The sequence below is a fragment of the Rubrivivax sp. JA1026 genome (assembly GCF_011065555.1).
In the GTDB taxonomy this organism is placed as follows: domain Bacteria; phylum Pseudomonadota; class Gammaproteobacteria; order Burkholderiales; family Burkholderiaceae_C; genus Rubrivivax; species Rubrivivax benzoatilyticus.
In genome coordinates this window covers 155,671-177,685 of record NZ_JAALCQ010000002.1, presented here as the reverse complement: position 1 = coordinate 177,685, position 22,015 = coordinate 155,671, and the positions used below count along the sequence as shown (strand labels likewise).

The 22,015-nt window shown below is 73.1% G+C and carries 16 protein-coding genes; 7 read left to right on the top strand and 9 right to left on the bottom strand.

Features of this window, described 5'->3' with window-relative positions; genetic code table 11:
* The first annotated feature begins 34 nt into the window (after positions 1-34).
* Positions 35-5,650 (top strand): CHAT domain-containing protein, encoded by a 5,616-nt coding sequence (locus G5B56_RS04490; protein WP_164962459.1) that lies wholly within the window; start codon positions 35-37, stop codon positions 5,648-5,650.
* A gap of 25 nt (positions 5,651-5,675) precedes the next feature.
* Here G5B56_RS04490 and G5B56_RS04485 read toward each other — a convergent pair whose 3' ends face one another.
* From G5B56_RS04485 to G5B56_RS04475, 3 genes are all read right to left on the bottom strand, one after another.
* On the bottom strand, positions 5,676-6,323 hold the full coding sequence (locus tag G5B56_RS04485) for a hemolysin III family protein (protein WP_164962458.1): 648 nt from the start codon (positions 6,321-6,323) through the stop codon (positions 5,676-5,678).
* 145 nt (positions 6,324-6,468) lie between these two features.
* Positions 6,469-8,091, bottom strand: coding sequence for a diguanylate cyclase (locus tag G5B56_RS04480; protein WP_009856289.1), 1,623 nt, complete (start codon positions 8,089-8,091; stop codon positions 6,469-6,471).
* A complete protein-coding gene (locus G5B56_RS04475; RefSeq protein WP_164962457.1) occupies positions 8,088-9,608 on the bottom strand; it encodes a CoA-acylating methylmalonate-semialdehyde dehydrogenase in 1,521 nt (506 codons plus the stop codon). Before G5B56_RS04475 ends, G5B56_RS04480 begins: the two co-directional genes overlap by 4 nt.
* Positions 9,609-9,893: 285 nt before the next feature.
* On the opposite strand from G5B56_RS04475, the gene G5B56_RS04470 reads away from it, so the two are divergent.
* Positions 9,894-10,586 carry a YecA family protein gene (locus tag G5B56_RS04470; RefSeq protein ID WP_164962456.1) on the top strand — a complete coding sequence of 231 codons (693 nt, stop codon included), beginning with the start codon at positions 9,894-9,896 and terminating at the stop codon, positions 10,584-10,586.
* Between the two features lie 239 nt (positions 10,587-10,825).
* Here the strand turns inward: G5B56_RS04470 and G5B56_RS04465 are convergent, their stop codons facing one another.
* Positions 10,826-12,121 (bottom strand): Hsp70 family protein, encoded by a 1,296-nt coding sequence (locus tag G5B56_RS04465; protein WP_009856286.1) that lies wholly within the window; start codon positions 12,119-12,121, stop codon positions 10,826-10,828.
* A 169-nt stretch (positions 12,122-12,290) separates the two neighbouring features.
* Here G5B56_RS04465 and G5B56_RS04460 point away from each other — a divergent pair, with 169 nt between their 5' ends.
* Entirely contained in the window at positions 12,291-12,503 is a 213-nt protein-coding gene (locus G5B56_RS04460) for a hypothetical protein (protein ID WP_009856285.1), read from the top strand.
* A 46-nt stretch (positions 12,504-12,549) separates the two neighbouring features.
* Positions 12,550-13,158: a TetR/AcrR family transcriptional regulator gene (locus tag G5B56_RS04455; RefSeq protein ID WP_164962455.1), complete on the top strand. Its 609-nt coding sequence runs from the start codon at positions 12,550-12,552 to the stop codon at positions 13,156-13,158.
* 1 nt (position 13,159) lies between these two features.
* Here G5B56_RS04455 and G5B56_RS04450 read toward each other — a convergent pair whose 3' ends face one another.
* The 3 genes from G5B56_RS04450 to G5B56_RS04440 form a co-directional block, all read right to left on the bottom strand.
* The gene (locus G5B56_RS04450) at positions 13,160-13,582 is read right to left on the bottom strand and encodes a universal stress protein (RefSeq protein WP_009856283.1); all 423 of its coding nucleotides are present in this window, start codon (positions 13,580-13,582) and stop codon (positions 13,160-13,162) included.
* Between the two features lie 89 nt (positions 13,583-13,671).
* The gene (locus tag G5B56_RS04445; protein ID WP_164962454.1) at positions 13,672-14,448 is read right to left on the bottom strand and encodes a metallophosphoesterase; all 777 of its coding nucleotides are present in this window, start codon (positions 14,446-14,448) and stop codon (positions 13,672-13,674) included.
* 89 nt (positions 14,449-14,537) lie between these two features.
* Positions 14,538-16,406 (bottom strand): phosphoenolpyruvate carboxykinase (GTP), encoded by a 1,869-nt coding sequence (locus G5B56_RS04440; protein ID WP_164962453.1) that lies wholly within the window; start codon positions 16,404-16,406, stop codon positions 14,538-14,540.
* 218 nt (positions 16,407-16,624) lie between these two features.
* Here G5B56_RS04440 and G5B56_RS04435 point away from each other — a divergent pair, with 218 nt between their 5' ends.
* Positions 16,625-17,191, top strand: coding sequence for an MOSC domain-containing protein (locus G5B56_RS04435; RefSeq protein WP_164962452.1), 567 nt, complete (start codon positions 16,625-16,627; stop codon positions 17,189-17,191).
* Positions 17,192-17,252: 61 nt separating this feature from the next.
* Here G5B56_RS04435 and G5B56_RS04430 read toward each other — a convergent pair whose 3' ends face one another.
* The gene (locus tag G5B56_RS04430; RefSeq protein WP_164962451.1) at positions 17,253-18,347 is read right to left on the bottom strand and encodes an alkene reductase; all 1,095 of its coding nucleotides are present in this window, start codon (positions 18,345-18,347) and stop codon (positions 17,253-17,255) included.
* Between the two features lie 60 nt (positions 18,348-18,407).
* On the opposite strand from G5B56_RS04430, the gene G5B56_RS04425 reads away from it, so the two are divergent.
* Complete coding sequence (locus tag G5B56_RS04425; RefSeq protein ID WP_029718421.1) at positions 18,408-19,262, top strand: 23S rRNA (adenine(2030)-N(6))-methyltransferase RlmJ; 855 nt, start codon at positions 18,408-18,410, stop codon at positions 19,260-19,262.
* Positions 19,263-19,269: 7 nt separating this feature from the next.
* The gene (locus tag G5B56_RS04420) at positions 19,270-20,694 is read left to right on the top strand and encodes a hypothetical protein (protein WP_164962450.1); all 1,425 of its coding nucleotides are present in this window, start codon (positions 19,270-19,272) and stop codon (positions 20,692-20,694) included.
* Between the two features lie 187 nt (positions 20,695-20,881).
* On the opposite strand, the gene tgt is transcribed toward G5B56_RS04420, so the two are convergent.
* Entirely contained in the window at positions 20,882-22,012 is a 1,131-nt protein-coding gene (gene tgt, locus G5B56_RS04415) for a tRNA guanosine(34) transglycosylase Tgt (RefSeq protein ID WP_164962449.1), read from the bottom strand.
* Positions 22,013-22,015: the final 3 nt, after the last annotated feature.

Here is a 22,015-nt window from a genome sequence, read left to right as displayed (position 1 = left end):
TCCGCGACATCGACGAGACGACGAGAGGCGCGAGATGGGCACCGTGGACCGCAGCATCACCTTCATCGTTCCCGGCCGCCTGCAGCGCGGGGCCGCCGGCCCGGCCGGCGCCTGTGCCGCCGCCACGCCGCTGCCAGGCCGCGTGCGCGACTCGGTGCGTGTCGCCGCGGTGCGCGCGGGTGCCGACCGGCAGCGCCTCGTGGCCCGGGTCGGCGAGGACGCCGTGGCGCTGCACCTGGCCGGCGGCCCGGTGCTGGTGCTGCACCCGGAGAACGCGCGCGACCTGCTGCTCGCGCAGGCCGGCCTGTCCCGCCCGGCGGCGACACGCGGCGGCGCCGCGCCGGCGGCGCCCGCCGAGGTCGAGGTGCCGCCGGCGCTGCACTGGAGCGGGCTGGAGCAGGCGGCGCCGACCCGCGGCGCCGGCTTTCTCGGCGAGGTGCTGGTCGGCGCGGTCGAGATCCTCACCGACCTCGTGCGCGCGCCGCTGGCCGACGCCGCGGTGGCGGCGATCGCCGCGCGCGTCGACGGCCAGGCCGGCAACGCCGTCTATGCGCTCGGGCCCGGCGCGCTGCCGGCGCTCAAGGGCCGGCCGGCCTGCGCGCCGGCGAGCGTCGGCGCGCGCGAGGACGGCGGGCCGCTGCTCGTGCTCGCCCACGGCACCTTCGTCGACACCGAGAGCACCTTCTCCAAGCTGTGGAAGGAACACCCGCAGGCCGTGCAGCGCCTGTTCTCGCACTACGCCGGCCGGGTCTACGCGCTGGACCACCCGACGCTCGGCGAGAGCCCGGTGCGCAACGCGCTGACGCTGGTGCAGGCGTTGGCGCCGGGCCAGCCGCTGCGGCTGCACCTGGTGACGCACTCGCGCGGCGGCCTGGTGGCCGAGGTGCTGGCACGCGTGGCCGCCGACCCGGCCGCCGCGCTCGCCGACTTCGACCGCCTGGAGGCCCTGGCCGGCGGCTGGGGCGATGCCGGGCGCGTGCTGCGCCCCGAGCTGCAGGCGCTGGCCGACGCGCTGGGCCAGCGCCAGGTGAGCGTCGAGCGCGTCGTGCGCGTGGCCTGCCCGGCGCGCGGCACGCTGCTCGCGTCGCGCCGCCTCGACGCCTACGTCTCGGTGCTGAAGTGGGCGCTGGAGCTGGCCCGCATCCCGGTCGCGCCGACGCTGGTGGACTTCCTCGGCGAGGTCGCGCGGCGGCGCGAGGACTGGCTGCAGCTGCCCGGCCTGGCGGCGATGACGCCCGACAACCCGCTGGTGCAGTGGCTCAACCTGTCGGACGCGACGATCCCCGGCGAGCTGCGCGTCGTCGCCGGCGACCTGGAAGGCGACTCGCTGGGCAGCTGGGTCAAGACGCTGCTTGCCGACGCCTTCTACTGGACCGACAACGACATCGTCGTGCAGACACGCTCGATGTACGGCGGCACGCCGCGCGCCGGCGGCGCGAGCTTCCTGCTCGACCGCGGCGGCAAGGTCACGCACTTCGACTACTTCCGCAACACGCGCACCGCCGACGCCGTGGTGCAGGGGCTGACCGAGGCGCGGCCGGACGGCTTCGGGCCGATCGGGCCGCTGTCCTGGGGCGGGCAGGACGCCGGCGGCGTGCGCGGCGCCGCGGCCGCCGCCGGCGGCCGGCCCGCAGCCGAACGGCCGGCGGTCTTCGTGCTGCCCGGCATCCTGGGCAGCCACCTGAAGGTCGGCGGCCACCGCATCTGGCTCGGGCCGTGTTTCCTGGGCGGGCTGCCGCTGCTGAAGTACGAGCTCGACACGCCCGACCCCGTCGAGCCCGACGGCCCGGTGGGCGAGGTCTACGGCGATCTCTTGCGCCACCTGGAGAGCAGCCACCAGGTGATCCCGTTCGGCTACGACTGGCGCCGCCCGCTCGAGGACGAGGCCCGCCGCCTGGGCGCCGCGGTGGCCGACGCGCTGGACGCACGCGCCGCCAGCGGACAGCCGGTGCGGCTGCTCGCGCACTCGATGGGCGGCCTGCTGGCGCGCACGATGCAGCTGGAGTGCCCCGAGGTCTGGCAGCGCCTGATGGCCCGCCCCGGCGCCCGGCTGCTGATGCTGGGCACGCCCAACGGCGGCTCGTGGTCGCCGATGCAGGTGCTCTCGGGCGACGACACCTTCGGCAACGCGATGGCCGCCTTCGGCCTGCCGCTGCGCGACCACCAGGCGCGCACGCTGATGGCCGGCTTCCCCGGCTTCCTGCAGCTGCAGGCCGGCCTGGCCGCCGGCGCCGACGGCCTCGGCGACGCGGCGGCCTGGAAGACGATCGCCGACCGCGACCTGGAGGCCGCGCGGCGCTTCAACTGGTGGCACCAGCCGTCCGACGGCCTCGACGAGCGCGTGCCGGCCTACGAATGGGGCGTGCCGCCGCAGAAGGTGCTCGACCGCGCCGTCGCGCTGCGCCGGCGGCTGGACGAGCAGGTGCGCGACACGCTGCCGGCCTTCGCCGACCGGCTGCTGCTCGTCGCCGGCCACGCGAAGTTCACGCCCGACGGCTACGAGTGGAGCGAACACGGGCTCGTCTACCTCGACGCCGTCGACGGCGGCGACGGCCGCGTGCCGCTGGCCTCGGCGCTGCTGCCCGGCGTGCGCACCTGGTCGCTGGACTGCGAACACGGCGCCCTGCCCTCGCGTGCCGACGCCTTCGAGGCCTATGTCGAGCTGCTCGAACGCGGCGAGACGCTGCGCCTGAAGCCGCTGGCGACACCGACCCGCGCTGCGGCGGCGGCCGCGGTGCCGCAGCACGTGCGCAGCCGCCCGGCACGCGGCACGGCCGCCGACGCGCTGCCGGCCGGCAGCGCCGGCTCGGTCTTCCTGCTGCCCGCGCGCGACGCGGCGCCGGCCCGCCGCGGCCCGCCGGCGCTGCGAGTCACGGTGCACAACGGCAACCTGAGCTTCGTGCGCCAGCCGCTGCTGGTGGGCCACTACGACTCGCTGCGGCTCGAAGGCACCGAGCGCGCGGTCGACGCGCTGGTCGGCGGCGCGCTGAGCCAGGCGCTGGCGCTCGGGCTCTACCCCTGCGGACTGGGCAGCCACCAGGTCTTCCTGAACCCGTCGCCGCCGCCCGACGGCGGCTCGCTGGTGCCGCGTCCGCAGGCCGTCGTCATCGTCGGCCTCGGGCCCGAGGGCGGGCTGTCGGCCGACGAGCTGGCCGACAGCGTGCGCCGCGGCGTGCTCGCCTGGACGCAGCGCCTGGTCGAGGGCACGCGCGGCACGCTGGCCGGCTACGAGCTCGCCGCGACGCTGCTGGGCAGCGGCGGGCTGGGCGTGTCGCCGGGCAGCGCCGCGCGCGCCATCACGCAGGGCGTGCGCGACGCCAACACGCTGCTGGCGCGCCAGGGCTGGCCGACGGTGCTGCACCTGACGCTGGTCGAGCTCTTCCTCGAACGCGCCGTCGAGGCCTGGAAGGGGCTGCGCGTGCAGGCCACCGCGGCGCCCGGCACGCTCGAGCTGGACCCGACGGTCGAGAGCGGGCTGGGCGCGCTGCGCCGCTCGCTGGACGCCTACCGCGGCACCGACTACGACTTCATCCGCGTCACGACCCCGGGGCCGGACTTCATCGACTTCACGCTCGACTCGCGGCGCGCCCGCAGCGAGGTGCGCGCGCGCAAGACGCAGCGCACGCTGATCGCCGAGATCGTGGCCTGCGCCGCGCGCGACGACAACGACGACCCGCGGCTCGGGCGCACGCTCTACCAGCTGCTGGTGCCGGTCGAGCTCGAGCCCTTCCTCGGCGGCACGACGAACATGCTGCTCGAGGTCGACGAGGCGACCGCCGGCATCCCGTGGGAGCTGCTGGACACGCCCGCGAGCCCGCACCCGGGTGCCGACCCGCGGCCCTGGGCGATCCGCAGCCGGCTGCTGCGCAAGCTGCGCACCCCGTCCTGGCGCGAGCACGTCGCCGACGCCAGCGCCGACGACGCCGTGCTGATCGTCGGCGAGCCCTCGTGCGCGCCGAAGAACTACGCCCGGCTGGCCGGCGCGCGGCAGGAGGCGGCGGCGGTCGACGCGCTGTTGCGCGGCGTCGGCGGTGTCGGCGCCGAACGCGTCAACGCGCTGATCGCGAACGAGCAAGGCGGCCACGAGGCGCTGCCGATCGTCAACGCGCTGCTGGAGCGGCGCTACCGCATCGTGCACATCGCCGGCCATGGCGAGCCCGGTGCGGCCGGCGGCGTCGTGCTGTCCGGCGGCACCGTGCTCGGCGCGGCCGAGATCGACGCCATGCGCACCGTGCCCGAGCTGGTCTTCGTCAATTGCTGCCACCTCGCCGCCCGCGATGCGCGGGAGCTGCTGACGGTGCCGTCGTTCGACCGCGCGCGCTTCGCCGCCACCGTGGCCGAGGCGCTGATCGGCATCGGCGTGCGCTGCGTCATCGCCGCCGGCTGGGCGGTGGAGGACGAGCCGGCGATGGACTTCGCGACGACGCTGTACCGCGCGCTGCTGGCCGGCGAGCCCTTCGTCGAGGCCGTCGCCCAGGCCCGGCTGGCGGCCTGGCAGGCCGGCGGCAACACCTGGGCCGCCTACCAGTGTTACGGCGACCCGGACTGGACCTTCCGCCCGCGCACCGGCGACGCCCAGGCGGCGCCGCGCGCGGCCGAGGCCGCGGGCGAGGACATCGCCTCCCCGGTGGGCCTGGCGCTGGCGCTGGAGGAGATCACGATCGACGCCCGCCACGGCGCACCCGAACGGCGCGCCGCGCGCAGCGAGCGCCTGCTGCAGCTGGAGGCGCGTTTCCAGCCGCTGTGGGGCGGCATGGGCGCGATCGCCGAGGCCTTCGGGCTGGCCTGGGCCGACAACGGCGAACGCGGGCGCGCCATCGGCTGGTACGAGCGGGCCCTCGCGGCCAACGACGGCAGCGCCTCGCTGCGCGTGGCCGAGCAGCTGGCCAACCTGCGCGCGCGGCAGGCCTGGAGCGAGGTCGAGCAGGCGAGCCGCGACGCCGGCACGGCCGCAACGCGGCCGCGACGCGGCAGCCGTGGCGGCACGGCGCCGTCCGACGCGCTGGCCACGACGCTGGCGGCGGCACGTGCGACGCTCGACGACGCCGCGGCGCAGCTGGAGCGGCTGCTGGGGCTGCACCGCACCATCGAGCGCCTGTCGCTGGTCGGCTCGGTGCACAAGCGGCGCGTGATGCTCGAGCGCGTGGCCGCCGACACGGCCGCCGAGCTCGCGGCGCTGAAGGCGATGCACGAGGCCTACGGCGCCGCCGAAGCGCTGGCGCGCGAGCAGCGCGACCCGGCGATCTTCTACCCCGGCGCCAACCGGCTGGCCGCCGAGATCGCGCTGCACGCCGCCGACGGCGACTGGCCCGGGCCCGACCCGGCCGCGGTGGCCGAGCTGCGGCAGGCGCTCGAAAGCCGCATGGCCGAGCAACCCGAGTTCTGGGCCGCCGCCGGGCTCGTCGAGCTGGATCTGCTGCAGGCGCTCGGCCACGGCGACGACCCGGCGAGCGGGCTCGGCGGCCGCCTGCCCGGCCTGCGCTCGCGCTACGAGGACCTGCGCTCGCGCGTGCCGGGGCCGCGTCACTGGGGCTCGGTGGCCGACCAGGCGGAGTTCCTGGTGCTGCCGTGGCTGCGCCACCGCGGGCCGCAGACCCGCGACGCGGCCGGCGAACTGCTCGCGCTGCTGCGCGGCTACGCCGGCCGGTGAACGGGGGCGGCGCCGGGCGCCGCGCTCAGGCCACGTGCAGCAGCGCCGCGAAGAAGTGGCAGACGCTGCCGGCGATGACGAACAGGTGCCAGACGAAGTGCGCGAAGCGCATCCGGCTGTCCAGCAGGTAGAACACCGCGCCGCCGGTGTAGGCCAGGCCCCCGGCGACCAGCAGCACCAGCCCGCCGGCGGCCATGTTCTCGACCAGCGGGCCGATCGCGACGACGACCAGCCAGCCCATGCCGACGTACAGCCCGGTGGACCACATCGGGTGCGCCAGCCGGTCGAGGGCCTTGGCGACGATGCCGACGATGGCGATCGACCACACCGCCGCCAGCAGCGACCAGCCCCAGGCCCCACGCAGCGGGCCGAGCGCGAACGGCGTGTAGCTGCCGGCGATGAACAGGAAGATCGCCGCGTGGTCGACACGCTGGAACCAGCGCTTCAGGCGCCCCTGCGGCAGCGCGTGGTACACGGCCGAGGCCAGGTACAGCAGCATCATCGTCACCGAGAACACGCAGGCGCCGACGACGTGGGTGGCGCCGCCGTGGCCGGACGAGAACAGCACCAGGATCGGCAGCGAGGCCACCGCGAGCAGGAACCCGATGCCGTGGCTGATCGCGTTGGCGATCTCCTCGGCCAGGGTCTGCGGGCGCGCGGTGGTGGTGCTCATGGCAGGTCTTTCGGCAGGTTGTCGGATGCTGCAGCGCCGAAATGGAAACAAAACCTCTCCAGATCAAACTGCATGCAGGCGAGATGCGGGCAGATCATCGGGCTTTGGCGGCAGTAGACGCCAGCAAGGCGCCCACTGCGGCACCTTAGCGCAGTTCGCCCGGTTCGGCGAGGACCAGCTTGTTGCGCCCTTCGGCCTTGGCGCGATAGAGCGCGCGGTCGGCACGCTCGAACAGCGGCACCAGCTCGTAGCCGGGCGCGTGCGCGACGCCGATCGACAAGGTCACCGCCAGGCCTTCGGCGTAGGCGCTCCAGGCGTGGCCCTCGACGCGGTGGCGCAGCCGTTCCAGCACCTCGAGGGCCAGGTCCGGCGCGGTGTCGAACAGCACGACGACGAACTCCTCGCCGCCGACACGCGCCAGCACGTCGCTGTGGCGCAGCCCCTCGCGCAGCAGCCGTGCGATCGACACCAGCACGCGGTCGCCGAGCGCATGGCCATGGCGGTCGTTGATGCGCTTGAAGTGGTCCAGGTCGATGACGGCCAGCGACACCGGCCGCTGCTGTGCCGCCGCGGCCACCAGCCGCGCCGGCAGCTGCTCCTGCAGGTCGCGGCGGTTGGCCAGGCCGGTCAGCGCGTCGCGCCGGGCCTCGTCGCGGAAACGCTGGGCGTGTTCACGCGCGGCCAGCGCCTCCTGGCGCACGCGGTCGGTCTCGGCGCGCGTGACGAAGAGTTCGGACTGGGCGCGCAGCTGGCGCGTCGCACGCTCGCGCTCCAGGCGCTCGTGGGCCTCCAGCGCACGCAGCGCGCGGTAGGTGTCGCCCAGCTCGCGTGCGGCGCGGTAGATGGTCTGGTGCAGGCGGATCAGCGTCGCGTGCTGGCGGGCGGCGATGGCCGCCGGGCCGATCGCGTCGAGCCGTGCCAGCGCCTCGTGCAGCAGCCCGTGCTTGATCTCCGCCTCGGCGATCGAGCAGGTGATGCGCCAGGTCTGCGCGTGAAAACCCTGAGCCCGGCTGCGCGCCAGCGCGTCGTGCAGCAGCGGCTCGGCCTCGTCGAGGCGGCCGGCATGCAGCAGCGCCTCGCCGAGGTTGCCGTCGACGAAGACGCCGAACAGCGGGTCGGGCAGCTGCGGCAGCAGCGCCTGCGCCGCGCGGGCGTGCACGACGGCGCGTTCGACCGCGGCCTGCGCGTCGGCGTCGTCGACGCCGCGCATGCGGTAGAAGCGGCCGATGCAGACCGCGCACAGGTTGTTCAGCACGACCATGCGCACGTAGGGCTCGTCGACGCGCAGCGCGACCTCCAGCGCCTCGGACATCAGCCGCTCGCCCTGCCAGGCATCGCCCATGCGCTCGAAACACGCGCCCAGCGCGGCCAGCGACAGCGCCAGTTCGCGGTCGTCGGCCTGGTCGCGCGCGGCTTCGCAGCTGTCGTGCGCCAGCGTCAGCGCGAGGTCGAAACGCGCCAGCTCGCAGGCCGACAGCACCATGCGGCGCAGCAGGTCGCCGAGCTCGCGGCGGCGGTCGCTGGCCGCCAGGCGCGGGCGCAGCAGCGCGCCGTCGTCGAGCATGCCGACGTGGTCGCCCAGGCGCAGGTCCAGCGCGTAGCAGGCCAGGCCGGCCTCCAGCGCGATGTCGTCGGCGCCTGCGGCCGCGGCGGCGGCGAAGACGGCCCGCGCGGCGTCGCGCGCGGCGGCCAGATCGCCGGCCTCGCGCAGCCGCGCGACCTCGGCCAGGCGCGCGTCCAGGCCCTGGGGACCGTCGTCGTCGTTCACTTGGCCGTCGGCATGACGAACTCGGCGCCCTTGCCGATGCTCGCCGGCCAGCGCTGCATGACGCTCTTCTGGCGGGTGTAGAAGCGCACGCCTTCCTCGCCGTAGGCGTGCAGGTCGCCGAACAGGCTGCGCTTCCAGCCGCCGAAGCCGTGCCAGGCCATCGGCACCGGGATCGGCACGTTGATGCCGACCATGCCGGCCTCGACACCACGCGCGAACTCGCGCGCCACGCCACCGTCGCTGGTGAAGCAGGCGACGCCGTTGCCGTACTCGTGCGCGTTGACCAGCGCCAGCGCCTCGGCGAAGTCCTTCACCCGCACGCAGGCCAGCACCGGGCCGAAGATCTCCTCGCGGTAGATGCGCATCGAAGGCGTGACGTGGTCGAACAGCGTGCCGCCGGTCCAGAAGCCGTCCTCGAAACCCGCCGCCTTGAAGCCGCGGCCGTCGACGACCAGCGTCGCGCCTTCGGCGACGCCGGTGGCGACGTAGCCCTCGATGCGGTCGCGCGCCTCGCGCGTGACGATCGGGCCCATCTCGGCGTCGAGCTCCATGCCGTTCTTGATCTTCAGCGTGCGCGCACGTTCGGCCAGCTTGGGCACGATGCGCTCGGCGATGTCGCCGACCAGCACCGCGACCGAGATCGCCATGCAGCGCTCGCCGGCCGAGCCGTAGCCGGCGCCGATCAGCGCGTCGACGGCCTGGTCGAGGTCGGCGTCGGGCATCACGACCATGTGGTTCTTGGCGCCGCCCAGCGCCTGCACACGCTTGCCGTGGTGGGCGCCGGTCTCGTAGATGTACTGCGCGATCGGCGTCGAGCCGACGAAGGACACGGCCTTGACGTCCGGGTGCACGAGCAGCGCGTCGACCGCGACCTTGTCGCCCTGCACGACCGAGAACACGCCGTCGGGCAGGCCGGCCTCCTTCAGCAGCCGGGCCATGAACAGGCTGGCGCTGGGGTCGCGTTCGCTGGGCTTGAGGATGAAGGCGTTGCCGCAGGCCAGCGCCACCGGGAACATCCAGCACGGCACCATCGCCGGGAAGTTGAACGGCGTGATGCCGGCGACCACGCCCAGCGGCTGGCGCATCGTCCAGTTGTCGATGCCGGTGGAGACCTGGTCGGTGTAGTCGCCCTTGAGCAGCTGCGGGATGCCGCAGGCGAACTCGACGATGTCGATGCCGCGCGCGACCTCGCCCTGGGCGTCGGTGAAGACCTTGCCGTGTTCGGCGGTGATCATCGCCGCCAGCGTGTCGCGGTGCTCGTTGAGCAGCGCGAGGAACCTGTTCATCACGCGCGCACGGCGGATCGGCGGCGTGTTGCCCCAGGCCGGCTGGGCGGCGACGGCGGCGGCGACCGCCGCGTCGACGTCGGCCGGCTCGGCGAGACGCACGCGGCGCGCGACGGCGCCGGTGGCGGGGTTGTAGACCGGCTGCGAGCGCGCCCCGGTGCCGGGCGTGGGCTGGCCGGCGATCCAGTGACCGATGTCGGCGGTGGCGGTGTAGGCAACGGGTGCGCCCATGGGAAACGGCTCCTGAACGGGAAGACGGGTGAGGCGGAAGCTGACCCGCCAGTCTAGTGCGGCGGCCTGCCGGACGACGCCGGCGGCCGCAGGCCGCCGGCAGGCGAGCAAAAAAAAGGCCCGCCGGTGACGGCGGGCCCCGCAAGTCCTTCGAAAAGGACGTCGTTGGGACCGGCGGGAGGGGCGGGTGCGCTTGCACCACAATTGCCACTTCCCCTGGCCGCGCAATCTACCGGCCTGCCGCTTGACCGACCATCCCCACGCACGGGGACGTCCCCTCTGCCGATGAACACCAATCCGCTGACCGACGCCGACATCACCCGGCTGCAGAGCCTTCTCGACCGCGTGCCCGAGCCGCTGGAGCCGCTGGACGCGGTCGCGCTCGACGGTTTTCTCGCCGGCGTCGTGCTGCAGCCGCAGACCGTGCCGCCGACGCAGTGGCTGCGCTGGGTGACCGACCTGGAGGGCCGGGCGCTGCCCGCGGCCTATCCCGCGGCCGAGCTGCACGCGCTGGTGCGCCGTCGCCACGCCGAGATCGAGACCGCGGTGGCCGAACGCGACTGGTTCGACCCCTGGATCTTCGAGCTCGACGAGGACGCGCCGCCGTCCGAGGCCGTGCTGCCCTGGGTGGCCGGCTTCGCCGCGGCGATGGACCTGTTCCCGGCACTGATGGCGATCGAGGACCCGGAGCTTGTCGAGCCGCTGGCGCTGCTGTACCGCCACTTCGATCCCGCCGACCTGGAGGACGCCGACGCGCTGGTCGCCGTCATCGAGACGCTGGAGCCGGCCGAGGACCTGGCCGAGGCGGTGCAGGACCTGGTGCGTGCGCTGATGCTGATCGCCGACGTCTCGCGCCCGCTGCCGCGCGACGAGCCCAAGGCCAATGCCAAGCCCAACACCCGGCCGGCCGCCAAGCGCCCCGCGACCAAACGCGCCGGCGCGCAGCGCCAGGGCGCCAAGCCGCGCCGCGCGTCCTAGCCGTCCGCGCGGCAGAACCGATCCCGCAGCGGCGTTGGCGCTGAACTGGCGTTGCATGCGGGTGCACGGCGCGGCCCGAGAGGCGCAGGACCGCTCGTCGAACTGACCGGAGCCTCCCTCGCGGAGGGAGGCTGGAGGGAGCCCTCGGACGCGCTGGAGCACCCTCGCGGAGGGGGCTCGGGGGAGCTGTGCGTAATGCCGCAGGCTAGGCGTCTGCGCGGCAGAAGCCGCGCAGACGCCTAGCCGAACACCGTGCGCGCGTGCAGGCCCAGGCCCTGCGCGACGCTCGCGAAACGGTCGCCGCGCACGCGGCGCGCCGCCGGGAAGCCGGCGGCGATGCGCTCGACCAGCGCATCCAGCCCGGTCGAGCCGCCGGTGAAGTACAGCGTGCCGACGGCCTCGGCGGCAACGCCGGCGCGGCGCAGCGTCTCGCGCGAGCCTTCGACGATGCGCTCCAGGTCGTCCTCGATGGCCGCGGCGACGGCCGCCGACTCCACCGTCGCCGCCAGGCCGGACTCGACGAGCGACAGGTCGAGTTGGGCCGTGCCCGCCCCGGCGACCTCGATCTTCGCGCGCTCGGCCTCGGCGGCCAGCGCGTGGCCCAGGCGGTGCTCGACGACCGACATCAGACGGCGGTGGTGCGCCGCGTCGGCGTACCAGCTCTTCAGCCGGCGCAGCTCGGCGACCCGGCCGGCGTTGTAGACGGTGTTGATCAGGTGCCAGGTGGCGAGGTCGAAGTAGACCCGGCTCGGCACCTCGCGCGGTGCGCGGCCGCCTTCGGACGGCCCCAGGCTGCGGTAGCCCAGCAGCGGCATCAGCGTCTCCAGCTCGACGCGGCGGTCGAAGTCGGTGCCGGCAACGTGCACGCCGTGGTTGGCGAGGATGTCGTCGCGCCGGTCGGCGCGGCCGCGGCGCTCGGGGCCGACACGCACGATCGAGAAGTCCGAGGTGCCGCCGCCGATGTCGGCGACGAGCACCAGCTCCTCGGCGTCGACGTGGCGCTCGTGGTCCAGCGCGGCGGCGATCGGCTCGTACTGGAAGGTGACGTCGCCGAAGCCGGCGGCACGCGCGGCGGCCTCCAGCGCCGCCGCCGCCTGGGCGTCGCGCTCGGCGTCGTCGTCGACGAAGAACACCGGCCGGCCCAGCACCACGCGCGACAGCGGCGCGCCGGCGGCGGCTTCGGCCGCGCGCTTCAGATGCCGCAGGTAGCCGACGACGACGTCGACATAACGCACCGAGTGGCCACCGCCGAGATCGGTGGCCTGTTCCAGCAGCGACGAGCCGAGCAGGCTCTTCATCGAGCGCATCAGGCGGCCGTCGTGGCCCTCGACGTAGGCCGCCATCGCGGCGCGGCCGTACAGCCGCGTCGGCTCGGCGGCAGGGTGCGCCTCGTCGAGCCGGTAGAAGACCGCCGTCGGCATCGTCGGATGGCCGGGTTCGAGTTCGACCAGGCGCACGCCGTCGTGCGCCGGCAACGCGATGCCCGAGTTGGAGGTGCCGAAGTCGATCGCGGCGAAGCCGGATGCTGGGTTCATGGGGGGATGCCGTTCGCCGAAGGGGCGCGGATTGTAGTGATGCCGGCACGAGGCGCGTGCCGGTGCGTGCACTCCGTCACGCGGCGTCACGAACACGGGACAACCCGGGCTCCACGCCGGGCGCGCAGGGCCGATGCTGGTTACACACAGCGACAAGAGGAGACCCGACATGAACACGCAGCGCACGACCGGTTGGTGGCACCGCCTGACGCGCCGTGCGGCCGCGGCGTCTCCCGACGAACAGGACGCGGCCGACCTCGGCACCTGCTTCGGCCTCGAGGCCGTGCTGCAGGCCGAGGCCGAGGCGAGGGCCCGGCCCTCGCCGGCTCCGAGGCCGGCGCCGATGCCGGCGGCGGCGCCGGCGCCTCGTCCTGCCACCTGAAACCCGGCCGTCCGCGCCGGCTGCACGGCGCCGATAGAATTTCCGCATGGCAAGACTGTCGTTTCGCGAACAGGTGCTGAGGGTTCGCGAAGACGCGATCGTCGCCTCGGTCAACCGGCTGCTGGCCGAAAAAGGCTTCGACCTGATGACGGTCGACGAGGTGGCGGCCGACGTCGGCATCGCCAAGGCGAGCCTGTACAAGCACTTCCCGTCGAAGGAGGCCCTGGCCGCCGCGGCGATGGTGCGCCTGCTCGAGCAGACGCACAGCATCGTCGAGAGCCAGGATGCCGAACGCGCCATCGACCGGCTGGCCTCGGTGACACGCTGGGCGCTGCACCTGCAGATCGCCGGCGAGATGCCGTCGCTGCCGTCGCAGAACTCGACGCTGCGCGCCGAGCTGCTGGCCAACCGGGCCTACGTGGACCTGCTGATGGAAGTCAGCGACCGGCTCGGCGAGTGGATCGTGCAGGCCCAGGCCGACGGCGACATCGACCCGGCGCTGCCGCCCGAGGTGGCGCTGTACACGATCTTCGCGCGCGCCTGCGACCCGGTGCCGGCCTACCTGAAGGCCGGCGGCCGCTACAGCGACGAGCAGATCGTCGAGTGGGTGCTCGCGGTCTGCATGAACGGGCTGCGCCCGCGCGCCGCCGGCTGAATCAGCGGATCAGCAGCGCCGGCGTCTTGCAGCGCGCCAGCACCTTGGTCGCCACCGAGCCGAGCACGAGGTTGGCCAGGCTGCCGTGGCCGTGCGAGCCGAGCACGACGAGGTCGTAGTCGCCCTTCTCCGCCAGCGCGACGACGACGTCGGCCGCCGGGCCGACCTTGTAGACGAAGTCGGCCTTGATGCCCTGCTTGGCGAAGAAGGCGCGGATCGGCTTGAAGACCTTCTCGGCCTCGTCCTCGTAGTGCGACTTCAGCACCGCCTTGTCGAGCACCGCGGCGGCACGCGGGGGCACGGCGCCGACGGCGTTGACGATCGTGTACTGGTGCTGGCCACCGAACCAGTCGTCGTGGGCGGCGAGATAGGCCAGCATGCGCTTGGTGAACTGGCTGCCGTCGACTGCGGCGAGGATCTTCATGCGCGGGGTCTCCTAGTTCTGGTGCATCGAGTGTGGCACCGCACCGCCGCCGCGGCGCGATTCCCCCCAGCGCGGCACTCGGAACTCGATCAGACCTCGATCGGCTTGAAGGGGTCGAGCCCCTCGTGCTCGGCCTTCTTCTGCAGCCCGCGCGCCTGGCAGACGACACGCGTCGGACGGGCCCCGGCGCGCTCGACGCGGTAGTCGTGGCGGCAGTGCAGGTGGCCGTGCAGCCAGAGATCGGCGCGCGGGATCAGGTCGTCGTCGGCGTTGCAGAAGCTGGCCGTGCCGGGCTGGCGGCCGTAGCGCGGGTCGGCGCTCCTCAGGCTGGGGCCGAAGTGGGTGACGACGACGGTGGCGTCCCAGCGGCCGCGCGGCGGCTCGGCCAGCGTGGCCTCGAGCCAGGCGCGGCAGGCCAGCGCCTCGGCGCGCACCGCCTCGACGTCGAACGGCCGGCCGCCGCGGCGCGCGTCCATCAGGCGCATGAAATAGGCCGCGGCGCGCTGGGCGCGCTCACGCTCGGCGGCGCCGAAGAGGTCGAAGTCGTTCCAGCGCACCGTCCCGGCGAAGCGGATGCGGCGTCCGTCGGCGGCCCCGACGACGACGGTCTCGCGCTCCAGCAGCTTCAGCCCGTGGCGCGCACAGGTCTCGGCCAGCGCCGGCCAGGCCTCGTCGAGCTCGCGGCCGTCGAACTCGTGGTTGCCGGCGACGACGAGCACCGGCACCGGCCAGCCGGCGAAACGTTCGTAGGCCGTCCAGGTGGCGTCGACGTCGCCGGCCAGCACCAGCAGCTCGGCGCCGGGCGCGGGCTCGGGGTCGAAGTGTTCGCTTTCGAGGTGCAGGTCCGACAGCAGCTGGATCTTCATCGTGGCGCGTGCAGCAAAACAAAACGCCCGGCCGAAGCCGGGCGTTGCAGTCTCGCACGGGCCGTGACGGGCACGGCCGCGGCAGGGGATCAGGCCGAGAGGCGCTCCTCGAGGCGCGCCATCGTCGCCGGCAGCTCGGCCGGCAGGCCGGCGGCGAGCTGGTTGAACAGCTCGGCGTGCAGCTTGAGCTCCTGCTTCCAGGCTTCGGGGTCGATGCCGATGACGCTGGCGAACTGCTCCTTCGTGAAGGCCAGGCCGTCCCAGCGCAGGTCCTCGTAGCGCGGGCTGACGCCGAAGACGTTCTCGACGCCGTCGCCGGCCGTGCCGTCGGCACGCTTGAGCATCCACTCCAGCACGCGCATGTTGTCGCCGTAGCCCGGCCAGACGAACTTGCCGTCGGCGCCCTTGCGGAACCAGTTGACGCAGTAGATGCGCGGCAGCTTGGCGCCCTGGGCCTGCAGCTTGGCGCCGGTGTCCAGCCAGTGCTGGAAGTACTCGGCCATGTTGTAGCCGCAGAACGGCAGCATCGCGAACGGGTCGCGGCGCACGACGCCTTGCGCACCGGCGGCGGCGGCGGTCGTCTCCGAACCCATCGTGGCGGCCATGTAGACGCCTTCGGTCCAGTTGCGCGCCTCGGTCACCAGCGGCACCGTCGTCGAGCGGCGGCCGCCGAAGACGAAGGCGTCGATCGGCACGCCGGCGGCGTTGTCGTAGTCGGGGTCGAGCACCGGGTTGTGGATCGACGACACCGTGAAGCGCGCGTTCGGGTGCGCGGCCTTGGCGCCGGTTTCCTTGGCGATGGCCGGCGTCCAGTCCTTGCCCTGCCAGTCGATCAGGTGCGCCGGCGGCGTGTCGGTCATGCCTTCCCACCAGACGTCGCCGTCGTCGGTCAGCGCGACGTTGGTGAAGATGGTGTCGCCCTTGATCGAATCCATGCAGTTCGGATTCGTCTTGTAGTTCGTGCCCGGGGCGACGCCGAAGTAGCCGGCCTCGGGGTTGATCGCGTAGAGGCGGCCGTCGGCACCCGGCTTGATCCAGGCGATGTCGTCACCGATGGTCGTGACCTTCCAGCCGTCGTAGCCGGCCGGCGGCACGAGCATCGCGAAGTTGGTCTTGCCGCAGGCGCTCGGGAAGGCGGCGGCGATGTGGTACTTGCGGCCCTCGGGGCTGGTGACGCCCAGCACCGTCATGTGCTCGGCCAGCCAGCCTTGTTCGCGGCCCATCGTCGAGGCGATGCGCAGCGCGAAGCACTTCTTGCCCAGCAGCGCGTTGCCGCCATAGCCCGAGCCGTAGCTCCAGATCTCGTGCGTCTCGGGGTAGTGCACGATGTACTTGGTCTTGTTGCAGGGCCAGGCGACGTCCTTCTGGCCCGGCTCCAGCGGCGCGCCGACGGTGTGCACGCAGGGCACGAACTCGCCGTCGGCCCCCAGCACGTCGTAGACGGCCTTGCCCATGCGCGTCATCAGGCGCATGTTGGTCGCGACGTAGGCGCTGTCGCTCAACTCGACGCCGATGTGGGCGATGTGCGAGCCCAGCGGGCCCATCGAGAACGGGATGACGTAGAGCGTGCGGCCCTTCATCGCGCCCTTGAACAGCGCCTTCTCGCCGGTCTGCAGCAGCGCGCGCATCTCGGCCGGGGCCATCCAGTTGTTCGTCGGGCCGGCGTCTTCCTTCTTCTCGCTGCAGATGAAGGTGCGGTCCTCGACGCGCGCGACGTCGCTCGGGTCGCTCTTGGCGAGGTAGCTGTTCGGGCGCTTGGCCGGGTTCAGGCGCTGCATCGTGCCGGCGTCGACCAGGCGTGCGCACAGCGCGTCGTACTCGGCTTCGGAGCCGTCGCACCAGTGCACGTCGGCGGCTTCGGTCAGCGCGGCGATCTCGGCCACCCAGGCCACCAGGCGGGCATGCTTGACGTACTCGGGCACGTTCAGCTGCAGGCCTTCCAACGCGGGACGGTTCATGGACACTCCAGTTCTGTTCGGACAGTCAAAAAAAGGCGGAATCTGGTCAGCTCCCCCTCGCGGAGAAGTTCACCGGATGCCGCCCATCCCGGGCCCTCCCGGGCAGATGAGAATTCGCGCAAGCAATGTAATCGCGTCGTACCTTGCTCGACGGACCGCCCCATGCAAATTCCGAATAGTTCAATGCCGCCCGCGGTGGCGGCAGCGGTGTATTCCCGATGAAGCTGCTCAGCGTCAACGTCGCGGCGGCGCATGAACGCCTGATCGGCCAGCGCAAGGTGCTGACGGCCATCGACAAGCGCCCGGTCGACGGCGAGGTGGCGGTCCAGCCGCTGGGGCTGGCCGGCGACGAACAGGCCGACCTCTCGGTGCACGGCGGCCTGAGCAAGGCGGTCTACGCCTACCCGAGCGAGCACTACGCCTTCTGGCGCACGGTGCGCGCCCAGGCGCGGGTCTCGGGCTGGGACGACACGCTGCCGCCGGGCGCACTCGGCGAGAACCTGACGCTCGAAGGCGTGCTCGAGGACGGCCTGCACGTCGGCGACCGCCTCGTCTTCCCGGGCTGCGTGCTGGCCGTCAGCGAGCCGCGGTTCCCCTGCTTCAAGTTCAACGCGGTGATGGGTTTCCCGCAGGCGTCCAAGCTGATGGCGCAGTCGGGCTTCTGCGGCAGCTACCTGGCGGTCATCGAGCCGGGCACGATCGCCGCCGGGCAAAACTTCGAGCTGGTGCCGGGGCCGCGCGAAGTGAGCATCCGCGAACTCTTCCGCGCCCGGGTGCGGGCCTGAACCCGCCGTCCCCGGCTGGAACCGCGACGCGGCGCCGGAGCGCCGCGTCGCGGGGCCGCGCTCAGGCGGCGTCCAGCGTCGGGTAGTCGGTGTAGCCCTCGGCGCCGCCGCCGTAGAGCTTGGGCACGTTCAGCGCGTTCAGCGCCGCGCCGCGCTGCAGGCGCAGGCCGAGGTCGGGGTTGGCGATGAACGGGCGGCCGAAGGCCACCGCGTCGGCCGCCCCCGAGGCCACGGCTTGCAGCGCCATCTCCCGGTCGTAGCCGTTGTTGACGATCCACGGGCCGGCGAAGTGGCGGCGCAGCGCGGCGTAGTCGAAGGGGGCGACGTCGCGCGCGCCGCCGGTCTGGCCTTCGACGACGTGCACGAAGGCCAGGCCCAGGGGGGCGACCTTGTCCAGCGCCAGCGCGTACAGCGATTGCGCATCGCTGTCCTGCGCCGCGTCGTTGACCGGCGTCACCGGCGAGATGCGCACGCCGGTGCGGCCGCCGCCGATCGCGCCGGCCACCGCCGTCAGCACCTCGGCGAACAGGCGCACGCGGTTCTCCGCCGAGCCGCCATAGGCGTCGGTGCGGTCGTTGATGCTGTCGCGCAGGAACTGCTCGATCAGGTAGCCGTTGGCAGCGTGCACCTCGACACCGTCGAAGCCGGCCTCGATGGCGCAGCGCGCGGCATGCACGTAGGCGGCGACGACGCCCGGGATCTCGTCGGTGCGCAGCGCGCGCGGCGCCGAGCAGTCGACGAAGCCGTCGGCGGTGAAGGTCTTGGACTGGGCCACGCGCGCGGTGGACGACACCGGCGCCACGCCGCCGGGCTGCAGCGAGACGTGCGAGATGCGGCCGACGTGCCAGAGCTGGATCACGGCGCGGCCGCCTTCGGCGTGGATCGCCTCGGCGATGCGGCGCCAGCCGGCGACCTGCTCGGGCGAGTAGATCCCGGGCGTGTCCAGGTAGCCCTGGCCTTCGGGGCAGATCTGCGCCGCCTCGGTGACGATCAGGCCGGCGCCGGTGGCCGGGTTGGCGCGCTGGCGGTAGTACTCGACCATCAGGTCGTTCGGAACCTGGCCGGCGCTGGCGCGGTTGCGGGTCAGCGGGGCCATGACGATGCGCGAGCCGGCGTCGATGTCGCCGTAGCGGATGGGGTCGAAGAGAGTGCTCATCCGCCGAGATTACTGCGGCGCAGCATTCCTTGCAGGCCGGGCATGGCACAGTCCGGCCCCATGCTCGCCTACCGACACGCGTTCCACGCCGGCAACCATGCCGACGTGCTCAAACACCTCGTGCTCGTCTCCGTGCTGCGCCACATGGCGCAGAAGGAGAAGGGCTTCCGCGTCGTCGACACGCACGCCGGCGCCGGCGGTTATTCGCTCGAGAGCCGCTACGCGCGCCAGAAGGCCGAATACGCCGCCGGCATCGAACGCCTCTACGACGCCGCCGACCTGCCGCCGGCACTGGCCGACTACGTCGCCCAGGTGCGCGCCTTCAACGGCGACGGCGCCCTGAAGCAGTACCCGGGCTCGCCGGCCATCGCCCTGCAGCTGCTGCGCCCGCAGGACCAGCTGCGCCTGTTCGAGCTGCACCCGACCGACCACCGCATCCTGGCCTCGTTCATGGCCGACGCGCCGAACGTGCAGGTGGCGATGAAGGACGGCTTCGAGTCGCTGAAGTCGCAGCTGCCGCCGACCACCCGCCGCGGCGTCGTGCTGATCGACCCGCCGTACGAGATCAAGACCGACTACACGCGCACGCTGGCCGCCTTGCGCGAGGCGCTGGAACGTTTTGCCGACGCCGTCGTGATCATCTGGCTGCCGCAGCTGCAGCTGCTGGAGTCGCGCCAGCTGCCGCAGCGGCTGAAGGCCACGGCCGACAAGCACGCCAAGAAAGGCTGGCTGAACGCCCGGCTGACGGTGGCCAGCGCCGACGCGCGCGGCTTCGGCATGCTGGGCTCCAGCGTCTTCGTCGCCAACCCGCCGCACACGCTGCACGAGGCGCTGGCGCCGTGCCTGCCGCTGCTGGCGCGCACGCTGGGCGAGGGCCAGGGCCAGCACGCGCTCGAAAAATCGACCCACGCCTGAGGCCGACATGACGAGCACCGGGAGGACGCACCTCGTCGCCGGCGCGCTGGCGCTCGCGGCGTCGATGGCGAATGCGCAGACCGCGCAGACGACGCCCGCAGCGCTGATCGCCGGCTTCGAACGCACCGAGCTGCCCGGCGGCGAACACATGGGGCTGGCGCAGATCGCCTACCTCGTCGAGTTCGCGCCCGGCTGGCGCGCCGGCCCGGCGCTGTACGGCGCCGCCACCGGCCAGCGCGGCGGCCTGTTCACCTGGGGTGCCGAGGCGCAGAAGCTCTGGCGCTTCGGCGCGCGCTGGCAGGCCGTCGGCGGGCTGTACGTCGGCGGTGGCGGCGGCGCCAGCGCGCCGGTGGGCGGCGGCCTGATGCTGCGCCCGCATGCCGACCTGCTCTACGGCTTCGACGGCTGGGCGCTGGGTGTCTCGGCCTCGCAGCTGCGCTTCCCGAACGGCGACATCCGCAGCTCGCAACTGGGGCTGGTGCTGAGCGTGGACGACCGTTTCGGACACGGCACGCCGGGCGTCGCCTGGCACGGTGGCGAGGCCTCCTGGCTGCGTGTCGACCGCCTGGTGTTCGGCGGCGGGTCTTATGCCGAACAGGCGCCGGGCGCCGATTCGCTGGGCGTCGTCAGCCTGCGCGCCGAACACGACCTCGGCCCGGTCTGGATCGCGACGGCCGAAGCCGGTGCCGCGGTGCAGGGCGACGGCGACGGTTATGCCGAGTTCGGCGCCGGCCTGGCGGCGCTGTGGCCGACGCCGCTGCCCGGCCTGCGTGTCGGCGGCCGCACGATGCTGGGCCTGGGCGGCGGCGGCGCCGTGCCGACCGGCGGAGGCATCATCGGCAAGGCCGCACTGCTGGCACGCTGGCAGGTCGCCGGGCCCTGGAGCCTGGAACTCGAAGGCGGGCGCGTGCACGCCTTCAGCGGCGGCGATCTGGACAGCCACTACGCGATGCTGTCGCTGGGCCGCAGCTTCGGCGCGCCCGACGCCGGCGCACCGGCGGTCGAGACCGAGTTCGCGCTCGCCGCGCAGAGCTACGACGCCCAGCGCCGCGACGGCAGCCGCCGCCGGCTGGAGACCATCGGCCTGAAGATCAGCCGTGCGATCGACGAACGCTGGTACGTCACCGGCCAGGCCTACGGCGCGGTGACCGGCGGGGCCGGCGCGTACTCGGTCGGCCTGGTCGGGCTGGGTGCACGCTGGCCGATGGGCGGCGGCTGGCGCGTCGGCGCCGAGGCGCTGGCCGGTGCGGCCGGCGGCGGCGGTGTCGAGAGCCAGGGCGGCGCCATCGTGCAGCCCAAGCTCTGGGTCGGCACCGACCTCGGCCGCCACGGCCGGCTGCAGCTGGGCGCCGGTTACATCCGCTCGCTGCGCGGCGAGCTGTCGGCGCCGCTGGTCGAGCTGAGCTGGGGCGTGGCGCTCGGCCGGCCCTGACGCCGGCATGGCGCCGCAAGACGCGGCAGGTCGCAGAAGACGGGGTCAGGTCTTGCGAGAAGACGGGGTCATGCGAGAAGACGGGGTCAGGTCTTACGAGACCTGACCCCGGGCCACTGGCGCCGAAAGGCGGGGTCAGGTCTTGCGAGACCTGACCCCTGACCCGTTGCGCGGCGGGCGGCTTGCGTCAGCCGATCCCGCGCGCTCGGTCGGCCTTGAACTGCAGGCGGAAGGCCTCGAAGCGGCCTTCGTCCAGCGCCTCGCGCACCTCGCGCATCAGGTTCAGGTAGTAGTGGATGTTGTGGATGCTGGCCAGCATCGGGCCCAGCATCTCGCCGCAGCGGTCGAGGTGGTGCAGGTAGGCGCGGCTGAAGTTGCGGCAGCAGTAGCAGCTGCAGGTCTCGTCGACCGGACGGTCGGACGCGCGGTGTTTGGCGTTGCGGATCTTCAGGTCGCCGAAACGCGTGAACAGGTGGCCGTTGCGCGCGTTGCGCGTCGGCATCACGCAGTCGAACATGTCGACGCCGCAGGCCACGCCCTCGACCAGGTCCTCGGGCGTGCCGACACCCATCAGGTAGCGCGGCTTGTGTGCCGGCAGCCGGTGCGGCGTGTGCGCCATGATGCGCAGCATCTCGTCCTTGGGCTCGCCGACGCTGACGCCGCCGATCGCGTAGCCCGGCAGGTCCATCTCGACCAGCGCGTCCAGCGACTCCTGGCGCAGGTGCTCGAACATGCCGCCCTGGACGATGCCGAACAGCGCGTTCGGGTTCTGCAGCCGCGTGAACTCGGCGATGCAGCGCTTCGCCCAGCGCCGGCTCAGCTCCATCGACGCACGCGCCTGGGCCTCGGTCGTCAGCTGGCCCTTGGTCTCGTACGGCGTGCACTCGTCGAACTGCATGACGATGTCCGAATTGAGCACCGTCTGGATCTGCATGCTGACTTCGGGCGTCAGGAACAGCTTGTCGCCGTTGACCGGCGAGGCGAACTTGACGCCCTCCTCGCTGATCTTGCGCATCTCGCCCAGGCTCCAGACCTGGAAGCCGCCGCTGTCGGTGAGGATGGGCTTGTTCCAGCCTTCGAAGCGGTGCAGGCCGCCGAAGCTCTGCAGCACGTCCAGCCCCGGGCGCATCCACAGGTGGAAGGTGTTGCCGAGGATGATCTGGGCGCCGGCTTCCTCCAGCGAGCGCGGCAGCACGCCCTTGACGGTGCCGTAGGTGCCCACCGGCATGAAGATCGGCGTCTCGACGACGCCGTGGTTCAGCGTCAAACGACCGCGGCGCGCATGGCCCTCGGTCTTCAGCAGTTCGTATCGCAGCATGGG